Origin of the sequence: Kocuria sp. CPCC 205261 (assembly GCF_040981025.1) — a bacterium.
Classification (GTDB): Bacteria; Actinomycetota; Actinomycetes; order Actinomycetales; family Micrococcaceae; genus Kocuria; species Kocuria marina.
On sequence record NZ_JAVKPU010000001.1, the window covers coordinates 224,883 to 237,610 of the forward strand.

General features: G+C 69.2%; 8 protein-coding genes. All 8 read right to left on the reverse strand.

What is annotated here, in order from left to right:
* Positions 1-60: 60 nt before the first annotated feature.
* Positions 61-462, reverse strand: a complete 402-nt coding sequence (locus RF646_RS01040; protein WP_368834989.1) for a hypothetical protein — start codon at positions 460-462, stop codon at positions 61-63.
* On the reverse strand, positions 452-4,285 hold the full coding sequence (locus tag RF646_RS01045) for a hypothetical protein (protein WP_368834990.1): 3,834 nt from the start codon (positions 4,283-4,285) through the stop codon (positions 452-454). Before RF646_RS01045 ends, RF646_RS01040 begins: the two co-directional genes overlap by 11 nt.
* Positions 4,286-4,380: 95 nt before the next feature.
* Positions 4,381-5,979, reverse strand: coding sequence for a glutamine-hydrolyzing GMP synthase (gene guaA / locus RF646_RS01050; protein WP_064847319.1), 1,599 nt, complete (start codon positions 5,977-5,979; stop codon positions 4,381-4,383).
* A gap of 42 nt (positions 5,980-6,021) precedes the next feature.
* Positions 6,022-6,615 carry a DUF3817 domain-containing protein gene (locus tag RF646_RS01055; RefSeq protein ID WP_035965872.1) on the reverse strand — a complete coding sequence of 198 codons (594 nt, stop codon included), beginning with the start codon at positions 6,613-6,615 and terminating at the stop codon, positions 6,022-6,024.
* A complete protein-coding gene (locus RF646_RS01060) occupies positions 6,608-7,585 on the reverse strand; it encodes an SURF1 family protein (RefSeq protein WP_368834991.1) in 978 nt (325 codons plus the stop codon). Before RF646_RS01060 ends, RF646_RS01055 begins: the two co-directional genes overlap by 8 nt.
* A 153-nt stretch (positions 7,586-7,738) precedes the next feature.
* The gene (locus tag RF646_RS01065; protein WP_144998366.1) at positions 7,739-8,860 is read right to left on the reverse strand and encodes a GuaB3 family IMP dehydrogenase-related protein; all 1,122 of its coding nucleotides are present in this window, start codon (positions 8,858-8,860) and stop codon (positions 7,739-7,741) included.
* A 43-nt stretch (positions 8,861-8,903) separates the two neighbouring features.
* The gene (guaB, locus tag RF646_RS01070; protein ID WP_368835173.1) at positions 8,904-10,400 is read right to left on the reverse strand and encodes an IMP dehydrogenase; all 1,497 of its coding nucleotides are present in this window, start codon (positions 10,398-10,400) and stop codon (positions 8,904-8,906) included.
* Between the two features lie 117 nt (positions 10,401-10,517).
* On the reverse strand, positions 10,518-12,617 hold the full coding sequence (locus RF646_RS01075; RefSeq protein ID WP_368834992.1) for an acyltransferase family protein: 2,100 nt from the start codon (positions 12,615-12,617) through the stop codon (positions 10,518-10,520).
* Between the last annotated feature and the right edge of the window lie 111 nt (positions 12,618-12,728).

A 12,728-nucleotide genomic window follows, 5' to 3' on the forward strand; every position in this document is an offset into this window, starting at 1 on the left:
CCCGGGTCGAGGTCATACGGACTCGGGTGGAATCACCACCGGATCCATCCGGCAGCCGGTTCACCCCCAGTGGGGCGGGCGCTGCTGTTTCAACCACTGCGCGTGGCCGCTCTCCGCGGCAGCCTCCCGGGGGTCCGGGGCGTCGCCGCCCAGCTCGTCGGAGCCCACACCCCACTCAGTGGTGCGCAGCGCGCACTCCGCGTCCGGCGCGGTTCCGCCCGTCGCGCGGCGGTGGCCGCGGCGGCGGCGTCCCCCGGGCTGGTCGGAAGTGGCACCATCCGGGGCGCCCTCGGACGAGGTGACCGCTGCGCCCGGGGCGTCCTCGCCATCCGTGGGCCTTGGGCCCCGCGTAGGATCCGGAGCCACCTCCTTCGGCGCCGCCTCGTCCCGCGAGCGCCCGTCCCCGGCGTCCGAGCCGTCCCGCGAGGACTCAGGACGGCCCGCCGGGCGATCAGTCGTCACGCGAACCGCTCACTCTCCGCGCGTCGGTCTCCGAGTCGGACCCCGCATCGGGCCCCAGGCCGAGGTAGCGCTGGACGAGACCAGCCACGGTCTGCGGGTCCGTGAAGACCTCCACGGACCACAGGCTCACGTAGTTCCACCCCGCGCGTTCGAGCTGTTGCGGGATGAGCCGCGAGCGTTCGCGCACGCTCAGCGCGCGGCTGCGCTCGGACCCGTCGGAGCGCAGCGCCACCGGGATGCGTACGGGCTCGCCCGTGGCCGCACGCTGGGTGACAGCCCCCGCGGACAAGGACTCGGTCTCCGCGTACGCGGCCATGTCGATCATGTGGGCGTAGCCGGTGTGGACCGTGGCTCCGGCGCCCCGCAGCCGTCGGGCGAGATCAGCGACCAAAGCATCCGGGGCGGCGTCGGTGTCCTCGGCGGGAGCCACCGCGCGCTCCGACGTGGTGTCCTCCCCAAAGAGGATCTCGAGCATGTGGTACATGTCCCTGGCGCCGTTCTGCAGCCGCCGCGGCTCGGTGTCCTTGGGGTGGATGGACGTGACGATGTGCGTATGGCGACGCGAGCGGGTCATCCCGCGCACGAACGCCTGGCGCCCGTCCCGCTCGGACAGTGCACCCAACTGCGGGGTGCTGCGCCCGGACGTGGTGCGCCCGAAGCCGAGCGAGAAGATCACGGTGTCCCGCTCGATCCCCGCGGCCCGGTGCAACTCGACCACGCGGAAGGACTCCCGCCCCGGAGCGAAGAACTCGGCGGACTCACCGGTCTCCCGCAGTCGACGCTGCACGGCCTGGGCCACGCGGGCGGCATGCATCGCACTCGCGGTGACCACGGCCAAGGACCGCTCGGGGTGCCGCTCGGCGTGGGCGAAGACCAGGTCCACGGTGCGGTGGACCTCTGCGGTGGGTGCCTGCACCCCTTCGCTGCCCGCGGTGAGCACGCCCACGCCGTTCACGACGTACTCGGCGGACATCCCCGTGCTCACGCTCGTCAGTTCCGAGGCCTGCGGCACGCGGGTCAGGGTGCCGTCGTAGAACGCGTCGTTGAGATAGTCGAACAAGCGGGGGTCCATGGGCCGGCGCACCGAGGTCAGGGACCGGGAGTCCACCACGCGGGTCAGTGCATCGTACGCCGAGTCGATGTCCGCGACGGGTTGCGGAGTGTCCCGGGCCGCGACGTGCGGGGCCACCGTGAAGGGCTGAGGACCCGCGGCGTTGCGGTCACCGAACGCGATGACCTGATCCGCCCGCACGAGCGCGGGCAGCGTGGCCGCGAGCGGGGTGGACTCGGCGTCCAGGACCACCACGGTGTCCACGGACTGCTCCTCCCCCAGCGTGGCGGTGAGCACGAGCGGACTCGCGGTCCACACGGGCACGAGCGACGGCGTGAGGTGCTGGACCCGGTCCAGCTCCTCGGTGCGCACGTGACCGCTGCGCAGCATGTCCCGCAGCGCGCGGGCCTCCCGGGGGTTGCGCTTGGTGTCCCGCGCCCAACGCTCGGCCAGCGCGTACTCGAGTCGCGCCGGTGCGGCCGCGATGTGGGCGGAATCGGCGCGGCGGAACACGGATTCCGTGCGGCGCAGCTCGGAACCGTCCGGCATGGCCACGAAGTCATCACCGCTGATCATGGCCTCGAGCACGGACTGCCACCACGCGAGGTCGAGTTCCTCGCCCACGCGCTCGGCGGGTACCGCGCGGGTCTCGAGATCCTGCAGGAACTCCCCCAGCCCGCGCGCCCGCAGGTCGTCGAGCAAGACGGTGCGTTCGGGCAGGGTCGCGAGGTGGGCCTCGTCGTTGATCAGTTCGTCCAGGATTTCCTGGAGTTCGTCCACCCCGGCCGTCTCCAGGCGCGCGGCAGTGCGCGAGCCTTCGAGTGCGATCGCGAGCCCCTCGAGGTCCTCGCGGAACCGGCGATGGATCTGCAGGGTCTCCCCGGCGCGGTCCGAGACGGCGGGCTGTTCGAGCGTGGTGGCCCATTCGCGCCACCTGTCCCGTTCGGACTGCACTTTCACGAGCGCCGAGTGCAGGTCCGAGAGGTGCACGCCGGGTCGGAGGTATTCCTTGGCGGCCTTGCGCAGGCGGGAGCGCTGCAGCCCGCTCAGCTCGATCTCGTGGTCCCGCCGCCAGGACGCGGAGGCCGTCGCGGCGATCAGGTCCGTCACGGGCCGGTCGTAGATGTCCGGTGTGAGGTACTCGAGCGACTCCCCGACCTCGATCACGAGTTCGAGCTGTTGCTCCCATTCGCCGATGGTCGAGCCCACGCGCAGCCCCGAGACCCCCAGGACGTGGCGCATGGCCGTCTTGAGGGTGGTCAGTTCGAGCAGCAGGGACTTGGCGAGGTCGTGGGCCTCACGGGCCTCGTCGTCGTTGACGAGCCGCGCACCGTGCCACGGGCTCGCGAGCGCTGCGGCGTCGAACGCGCCGAGGGTCGCGGCGCGCTGGAGCTGACGCTGCACCTCGCTGCGGTGGGACACGGCGTCCAGCACGGAACGGCGGAACCGCACGGCGGTCTGCGGTCCGGGGGTGCGCGCGGTCAGTTCCGCGAGCGCCTGCATGGCCTCGTAGGGCGAGGCCTGCCAGCGGGGACGCAGTGCGTGCAGGGATTCCTCGTGCACCCGCAGCTGTTCGCGGCTGCGCTGCAGGGCGTCCAGGTGCTGTTCCAGCTGCGGCTGCTCGGCGCGTTCGTTGCGGGCGACGGCGCGCACGAGCCGCTCGGCGACGTCGTCCGGGCTCAGGTGGGAGCCCAGCGGCAGGACGAGGGAGTCCAGGCCGGTGCGGTTCCACGCGCGGTTGAACGCGGCGAGCGTGGTGCGGGACTCGCCGAGCACCAGGACGCTGCGGCCGCGGTGCACGAGCGCGCCGACCGTGGAGACCACGGTGTCCACCGCGGCGGTGCCCACGGGTGTAGCGACCACGAAGCTCTCACCCTGTTCGGCGAGGTCCACGATCTCCTGTTGATTGGCGTCCAGGTCCGTGAGCAGCAGCTCCTGGGCGGGGTCGCGCTCGTCGAGACCGGGTGCCTGATCGGTCAGGGGGCGCACGACTGGCAGTTTGCCGACCTCGGGGTTCTTGAGCCGGGCGAGGTCCTCGATCAACTGGGTGTGCGCGACCACGTGCTCGTCCGCGGGACGTTCGTGCAGATCCGCGAACGTGGAGACCAGCAACTGGTGTTCCACGTGCATGCCCGGGACGTGGGCCGCGAGCTGGCGCAGGGTCTCCAGCACGGGCGCGGGGTCCAACTTGCGGGTGCCGTACGCGAGCCGGGACATCTCCGCCGTGGCCAGTTCCACGCCGTGGTCCTCGCGCAGCCGACGCACGAGTGCCGGGTTGAGGTGGGCGGGACCCACGATGTGCAATTCGAAGTCCTTGTGGTCCGGGCGCAACTTGACCGTGACCGGGGCGAGCAGGACCGGGGCGATGAACCGGCGCAACCCGTCCGCCACGGGATCGGCGAGCCACGACGCCGTGCCCGCGGCCAGGTAGGAGGCGTCCAGACCGTGCATCACCGACAGCTCGTGGACCTTGGTGCGCAGCGCCCGGGCCGAGCGCACGGCGCGCTCGTACGCGGGGCTGTCCTGGTGGATCATCGTGGACAGCCGGGTGGGACGGCCCATGAGCAACTGTGCCTGCCCCGAGGAGTTGGCCTCGGTGAGATCGATGCAGACGTTGTCCACCTGGTTGAAGTCCAGCAGGGTGTCCGGGCCCGTGTAGGCGTCCATCTGTTGGGTCCAGGAACGCAGGGACACGCGGGGGTGTTCGCGCTCGCCCGTGGCGCCCGTGTCCTGGGGGGTTGTTCGGGAACGGTCCGGGGCGGGTGTCGACATGGCGCTCCTACTCACGAGTGCGCCGGTCTGCTCACCACGGGGGATGGGGCGGACCGGCGCACCGCAACTGACGATGGCTCTCTACGCGGTGGGATTCACTCCCACTCAATGGTTCCCGGCGGCTTTGACGTGACGTCCAGGACCACCCGGTTGATCTCCTCGACCTCGTTGGTGATGCGGTTGGACATCCGGGCGAGCAGCTCGGAGGGCAAGCGGGACCAGTCAGCGGTCATGGCGTCCTCGGAACTGACCGGGCGCAGCACCACGGGGTGGCCGTACGTGCGACCGTCCCCCTGGACGCCCACCGAGTGCACATCCGCGAGCAGCACCACGGGCATCTGCCACACGTCGTCGTCGAGACCGGCGCGCGTGAGCTCCTCGCGGGCGATCGCGTCCGCGCGGCGCAGGATGTCCAGGCGCTCCTCGGTGACCTCACCGATGATCCGGATCCCCAGACCCGGACCGGGGAACGGCTGGCGGCCCACGATGTTCTCGGGCAGTCCCAGTTCGCGGCCCACGGCGCGGACCTCGTCCTTGAACAGGGCGCGCAGCGGTTCCACGAGTTCGAACTGCAGGTCCTCGGGCAGCCCGCCCACGTTGTGATGACTCTTGATGTTGGCGGCACCCTCGCCGCCGCCGGATTCCACGACGTCCGGGTACAGCGTGCCCTGCACGAGGAACCGGACGGGCTGGCCGTCCTGGGCCTCGTCGCTGAGCACCTTTTGCTCGGCGGCCTCGAACGCGCGAATGAATTCCCGGCCGATGTTCTTGCGCTTGGTCTCGGGGTCGGTGACACCCTTGAGCGCGGCGAGGAAGCGGTCCTGCTCGCGGGCCACGTGGAGCTTGATGCCCGTGGCGGCCACGTAGTCCTTCTCGACCTGCGCGACCTCGTCCTGGCGCATCAGACCGTGATCCACCAGCACGCACGTGAGACGGTCCCCGATCGCGCGCTGCACGAGGGCTGCAGCCACCGCGGAGTCCACACCGCCGGAGAGCCCGCACAGGGCCTTGCCGTCACCCACCTGGGCGCGGATCGCGGCCACCTGCTCCTCGATGATGTTGCCCGTGGACCACGTGGGCGTGAGCTGGGCCCCCTCGAAGAGGAAGTTCTCCAGGATCTTCTGCCCGTACGCGGAGTGCTTGACCTCGGGGTGCCACTGCACGCCGTAGAGCCTACGCTCGCGGTTCTCGAAGGCCGCCACCGGGACGCCCTCCGTAGTAGCCAGGGTCGTGAAACCCTCGGGTGCGGCGGTGACCGAGTCACCGTGACTCATCCACACGGTCTGCACGTCCGGGGTGCCGTCCAGGATGGTGCCCACGCCGTCCCCGGAGGTCGAGGCGGCGGTGGCCCCGTACTCGCGCACACCCGTGCGCTCAACGGTCCCGCCCAGGGCGTTGGCCATGATCTGAAAGCCGTAGCAGATCCCCAGCACGGGCACGCCGGCTTCGAACAGTTCGGCGTCCCGTTGCGGCGCACCGGGCGCGTACACGGACGCCGGGCCGCCGGAGAGGATCAGTGCGGCGGGGTTGCGCTGCAGGATCTTCTCGGTGGACCAGGTGTGCGGGACGATCTCGGAGTAGACGTTCGCCTCGCGTACCCGGCGGGCGATCAGCTGCGCGTACTGCGCGCCGTAGTCGACCACGAGTACCGGACGTTGCTCCAGTTCGCTCAGGGTGTCAGGGGATTCACTCACGCGGACAAGTCTAGAACACCGCTCGGACACCCTCGCCCGGTCTCAGTAGCGCCGGGCGGCGCGCGGATTGGCCACGAGTTCGGCCTCCGTGGAGCGGTGGATCTTGCGTTCCACGATGAACGAGAGGAACGGCACCACACCGCCCAGGGCCATCACGACCAGCTGCGCGAACGGCCAGCGCATGAGCGACCACACGCGCAGGCATGAGAGCAGGTAGATCACGTAGAACCAGCCGTGGATGATCAGGATCCACGTGGAGATGTTCACGCCCCCGGCCAGGTTCTCGAGCTCGAGGTCCTGCCAGCCCAGGGCCACGCTCTGCCCCGTGGCCTTGTCCGTGCCGCCCGCGATCAGGTCGTAGCCGAAGCCGTAGCGGGTGATCATCTCCGCGACGAGCAGCAACAGGAAGGTACCCGAGATCCACGCGCACACCTTGTAGAAGGTCAGCGCGCCGCGGATCTGCGCCTCGGTCCCGCCGAAGCGCCGTCGTGGTTTCAGCGCGGCGGCCTTGGCGCGCACACTGTCCGGGACGGTCGCCCGCTCGGGGCTCGCGTCCTCGGGCGCGGTGACCCGCACGCCGTCGGTGCGGCGCACCGGGCGGGGCTGGGAATCGGGCTGCGGCGTGTGATCACTCATGACTGGCTCCGTGGGATCGCAGGGTGGAACTCGTGGGCGGGGTGCGCGATTCCGTGCGCACCGCGGGTTGGTCGTCGAAGTAGTAGTAGCACTGGTCCTGGGCGTCCCAGTAGTAGTAGGACTGCTCGGCCTCGTCCCAGAAGTAGTCGCCGTCGAAGTAGAAGTACTTCTCGGGGTCCTGCCGGCGCAGGTAGTCGTCCCGCACGAAACGCCACCACATGAAGAACGCGAAGCCCGCGAACACGACCCACTCGATCGCGTAGAACAGGTTCAGGGCGTGCACGGAGGTGTCCGCGGGTTGCTGCTGGATCTGCAGGGGTTCCAGCCCCTCCCCCATGAGCCCGGCCGACACCGCGAGCGTACCCTCCCGGGTCACGGGCGCCGGTTCCGCCGAGGGGTTCTCCGCGAACGCGGCCACGTACCCCGAGTACAGGGGCGCGTCCCACAGATTGCTCAGCTGCGCGGACGCCACGGACGCGACCTGCCCGGCCGGCACATTCTCGCTCGGTAGCGGGGAGTCCGTGGGCAGGAGTCTGCCGATCACCCGGATCTCGTCCGACGGCGCTCGCGGCACCCGGTCGGCGGAAGCGACCCAGCCCCGGGCCACCGCGATCGAGACGTCGTTATCGGCGGCGTCCCAGCGCTGTTGCGAATCGGGGATCGCGAGCTGGGTGACCACCCAGTACCCAGGGTTGCCGTCCTGCAACCGCCCCGGGACCAGCACCGTGGAATCGGGGACGTAGCGCCCGACCGCGGATACCATGTGATCGGCTTGCTGAGCGGTCGTGGCCTCCCCCGGGGAGACCACGTCTTCAAGGGTCGAGACCCGGTCCTTGGCGGGATCCACCACCGTGGAAGACTGCAGGGAAGCGTTCAACTGCCACATGCTCAACACTACGAACAGTGCCGCCACGAGCAGCGCGACCGCCAGGAAAGCCAGGGAGCGGGGGCGCAGGGCGGTCTTGAGCACCCCTCAACCCTAGTGCTCCGGGCTGGACGTTTCCCAAATCAGCGGGGGTACGGGCAGCCCCGATCACGGGACGGCCACGGGTCACGGGTCCGTAACGACCACCGGTTCCCGAGCCGGAAGCGCGGGCGCACCCGCGGCCCGGCACGGGGGGGATCAGCTGCGGATCACCACGTCCGCGCGTTGGAACTCCTTGAGCTCGGAGTAGCCGGTGGTGGACATGGCCCGGCGCAGGGCACCGATCACGTTAGAGGAGCCGTCCACGTGGCGCGAGGGCCCGTTGAGCAGCTCGCCCAGAGGACCCACGGTCCCCACGTGGGTGCGCACACCGCGCGGTGAGTGCGGGTTGTGGGCCTCGGGACCCCACAGCCAGCCTTGACCCGGGGCCTCCTCCGCGCGGGCCAGCAGGGTCCCGAGCATCACGGCGTCGGCGCCCATGGCGATGGCCTTGACGATGTCACCCGAGGTGCCCAGACCGCCGTCGGCGATCACGTGGACGTACCGACCGCCCGACTCGTCGAGGTAGTCGCGGCGGGCCGCGGCGACGTCGGAGATGGCCGAGGCCATGGCCGCGTGGATGCCCAGGATGGATTCGGTGCGCAGGGACGCGCCGCCCCCGAAGCCCACGAGCACGCCCGCCGCACCCGTGCGCATGAGGTGCAGGGCCGGGGTGTAGCCCGCGGCGCCGCCCACGATCACGGGAACGTCCAGGTCATAGATGAACTTCTTGAGGTCCAGGGGCTCCTGGGTGCGCGAGACGTGCTCGGCGGAGACCGTGGTGCCGCGGATCACGAACAGGTCCACGCCCGCCTCGAGCACGGTGCGGTAGTGCTCCACGACGCGCTGCGGGGACAGGGAGCCGGAGACGATCACCCCGGACTCGCGGATCTCGGCCAACCGGGCCTTGATCAACTCGGGCTGGATCGGGGCGGAGTACAGCTCTTGCATCCGCCGCGTGGCCTGCGGCAGGTTTTCAGAGCTGAGGTCCGCGATCTCGTCCAGGACGGGCTGCGGGTCCTCGTAGCGGGTCCACAGGCCCTCGAGGTCCAGCACGCCCAGACCGCCGCAGCGGCCCAGGGCGATCGCTGTGGCCGGGGACATCACGGAGTCCATGGGCGCACCCACCACGGGGATGTCGAAGTTGTAGGCGTCGATCTGCCACGAGGTGCTCACGTCCTGTGGATCGCGCGTGCGTCGGGAGGGCACCAAGGCGATCTCGTCCAGGCTGAACGTGCGGCGTGCCCGCTTGGAGCGCCCGATTTCGATGTCGTAACTCACGAGGGATCCTTTCACCGCGCGGAGAGCGCGGGGGCTGGCGCGATCAGCGCTTGTAGTTGGGGGCTTCCACCGTCATGGTGATGTCGTGCGGGTGGGACTCCTTGAGCCCGGCCGGCGTGATCCGCACGAACCGCCCCTTGTGCTTGAGCTCCTCGATGCTGTGCGCGCCCACGTAGAACATGGTCTGGCGCAGCCCACCGTCCAACTGGTGCAGCACGGACGCGAGCGGCCCGCGATAGGGCACCTGGCCCTCGATGCCCTCGGGGATGAGCTTCTCGTCGTCGGCCACGTCCGCCTGGAAGTAGCGGTCCTTGGAGTAGGACGTGTTCTTGCCGCGCGACTGCATGGCCCCGAGCGAGCCCATACCGCGGTACGCCTTGAACTGCTTGCCGCCCACGAACACGAGTTCCCCGGGGGACTCGTCGCAACCGGCCAGCAGGGAGCCGAGCATCACGGAGTCCGCACCGGCCACGAGGGCCTTGCCGATGTCCCCAGAGAACTGCAGCCCGCCGTCGGCGATCAGCGGCACGCCCGCGGGGATGGTGACCTGGGCGGCCTCGTTGATCGCGGTGATCTGCGGGACGCCCACGCCCGCGATCACGCGGGTCGTGCAGATGGAACCCGGGCCCACGCCCACCTTCACGGCGTCCGCGCCGGCATCCACGATCGCCTGGGCGCCCGCGCGGGTCGCGGCCTGCCCGCCGATGATGTCCACGTGGGCGGCGGCGGAGTCCTTCTTGAGCCGGGCGATCATGTCCAGCACGCCCTGGGAGTGACCGTTGGCGGTGTCGATGAACAGGGCGTCCACGCCCGCGTCCACGAGCGTCATGGCGCGCTCGAAGCCGTCGCCGAAGAAGCCCACGGCCGCGCCCACGCGCAGCCGGCCCTCGTCGTCCTTGGTGGCCAGGGGGTACTGCTCCGCCTTGGTGAAGTCCTTGACGGTGATCAGCCCGGTCAGCCGGTCCTGCTCGTCCACCAGGGGCAGCTTCTCGATCTTGTGCTTCGCGAGCAGCGCGTGCGCCTCGTCCTTGCTCATCCCCACCTTGCCGGTGACCAGCGGCATGGGGGTCATCACGTCGCGGACGAGCCGGGTCTCGAAGTCGCTCTCCGGCAGGTAGCGGGTGTCACGGTTGGTGATGATGCCCAGCAGCTTCTGGTTCTCGTCCACCACGGGCAGGCCGGAGACCTTGAAGTAGCCGCAGAGCCGGTCCAGATCGGCCAAAGTGGCGTCCGGGGAGACCGTCACGGGATTGGTGATCATCCCTGACTCGCTGCGCTTCACGCGGTCCACGTGATCCGCCTGGTCCTGGATGGACAGGTTGCGGTGGATCACGCCGAGCCCGCCCTGGCGGGCCATGGAGATGGCCATGGCGGACTCGGTCACGGTGTCCATGGCCGCGGACAGCACGGGTGCCTCCAGGGTGATCCTGCGCGAGAGCCGGGTTTTGGTGGACGCCTCTGAGGGGATCACGTCCGTGTTGCCGGGCAGCAGCAGGACGTCGTCGTAGGTCAGTCCGGTGAAGCCGAACGGGTCGTCCATCAGGGCAGTGGGCACGTTGTCAGACACGGAGGGTCCCTTCCACACGAGGTTGTCCCGGCCAGTCTACGGGCCGGGCCCACCTGCTCCCCATTCCCTCAGCAGCTACGACATGGCTGTTCAGCCCAGAACCTCATCCAGCTGGCCCCCGAAGGCATCCGTGAGACTGAGCCCATAGGGGGCCGAGAGGTGGTTAGTGTCTGCGAACACGTAGACGTTACCGACGATCGGGTGGCACGATCCCCCGGGGCATATGAACGAGGTCATGTCCACCGAAACGTAGCCGTCGATGACGTCGGTCAGGGCCTTCTGGGGGTCGTCCTGCATCACAGCCGGGGGCACTTGGATACATTGGGGGTTGTCCCGGCCCAGAGTCAACGCACACTGGGTGAGCCCCTCCTTGAACCGAGGATTGTCGCGTATGCCCACCACGGTCGTTCCTCGCCCGGTGAGACGCCGGATGGCCGACGTGAGATTGTCGTGCACTGTCTCGGACTCCACGCTCGCGAACGTGCCCTGCAGGAAGACCGTGTCGAAGTCGTTGGAAGTGAGCAGGTCCTGCGAGTGTTCGAACCACCCGGCGCAGTGCGGTTGGGTCTTCGGCTGCTCCGATGGATCCGTGTAGAAGCATCCCTGCCCCACGTACGCGATCACCCGCCAGTTGTGATCTTGTGCGTAGGCCTTGATGGCAGGGATCCATTGCTGTGCGTGGCTGTTCCCCAGGACCAGGACCGTCTTCTCGGCATCGTCGTTACCCAGGACTTCCGTGCAGTACTTCCTGACCGAGGAGTCGATGCTGATATCTGAGGGGCACTTTGACCCCAAATCAGCGTGGTAGTTCGCAAGGTTCTCGACAAGCGGGAGCGTAGGGGCATCTGGGTCTCCCCTCAACTCATAGCCCGGTTCGAGGACCCGAGCACCGGGATTGTTCAGCTCAGCCTGCGCCTCGAGCTGGGCCGTACGGCGTCCCTCGAGGATGGACCACGTACCCGCAGTGGCGAGCACCAGACCCATGCAGACCACGATGATCAGCGCGAGCCTCCAGTTACTCGCCTCGGGCCACCTCCACCGCTTCAACGGCGTCTCAACCAGTTGGGTCAGCACCAGCGCCAGGACGATGGACAGGACCACGATCACCACACCGGAGCGCGGTCCGGCCACCGGCCGCTCCCGCACCATCAGGTAGGTGATGAGCAAGGGCCAGTGCACGAGGTAGAGGGCGTAGGCGGCGTCGCCCATGCGCACCACCGGGGTCCACGAGAGGAAACGGTCGAAACTCCATCGCGAACCTGACTGACCAGCCACAATGATCGCCGCCGCGGACAGCAACGGCCACAGAGCGATCCACCCCGGGAACGCGCCCTGGACGTCCACCAGGATGCCCACCAAGACCATGCTCACGAACCCGCCCCAGCCCAGGACCACGCGCAGCGCGCGGGACAGCCGCAGGTACGGGATGGCCAGGGCCACGAGTGAGCCCAGCGCGAACTCCCAGAGCCGTGCCCGGGTGTCGAAGTACGCGAACGACTGCTGGGTGTGGGTGGTGATCACCGAGAACACGAGGGATGCAGCGAAGACCACGCCGAAGCACGTGGCGAGCACGGGGATGCTGCTGCGCCCGGTCCGGCGCTTCACGAGCCAGGCAAGCCCAAAGATCAGCGGCCAGACCAGGAAGACCTGCCCCTGCACGGACAACGACCAGAAGTGCTGGAAGGGCGAGGCGCTGGAGTGGTCCGCCGCGTAGTAGTCCACAGCGTTGAAAGCGAGCGTCCAGTTCTCGAAGTAGAGGATCGAGGCCACGCCCTGGAAACGGAAGTCCGCGACGTCCTGCGCGGGGTACAGCCACCACACGAGGAACAGCGTGGTCAGGATGACGACGGTCGCCAGCGGCAGCAGCCGCTTGAAGGTGTGCAGCCAGTAGCGCCCGAGCGCCAGAGGACGTCCCCCCTCGAGCTTGCGGACGAACGAGAGTGTCATGAAGAACGCGGAGATGAACAGGAAGATGTCCACACCGCCGGAGACCCGGCCCATGAACACGTGGTAGAGCACCACCAGCAGGACCGCCACCGCGCGCAGCCCCTGCACCTCGGGCCGAAACCCCGAATACTGCTGGACACGCTCCGCCGACGAGGAACCAGCGTCGGCCCAGGACTGGGACCTCACCGGGGACGGAGGTGACGACGTACCGGCAGCGAGGTCCGCGGGAGGGGGAAAGCGCATCTGACCAGCTTAAACGTACCGGGGTGCTTTGATCGCATTGCACGCAGTCGTCAATACGCCCGTGGCGCCGCGCGGCGGTCCGCCCGTGCCCCGGTGCCTTGTCCCTCCCGC

What these genes read in the sequence shown, in the direction of transcription:
- RF646_RS01045 (WP_368834990.1), bottom strand. Translation starts at nt 4,285, where the DNA reads ATGTCGACACCCGCCCCGGACCGTTCCCGAACAACCCCCCAGGACACG.
- RF646_RS01055 (WP_035965872.1), bottom strand. Translation starts at nt 6,615, where the DNA reads ATGAGTGATCACACGCCGCAGCCCGATTCCCAGCCCCGCCCGGTGCGC.
- guaB (WP_368835173.1), bottom strand. Translation starts at nt 10,400, where the DNA reads ATGGACGACCCGTTCGGCTTCACCGGACTGACCTACGACGACGTCCTG.
- RF646_RS01075 (WP_368834992.1), bottom strand. Translation starts at nt 12,617, where the DNA reads ATGCGCTTTCCCCCTCCCGCGGACCTCGCTGCCGGTACGTCGTCACCT.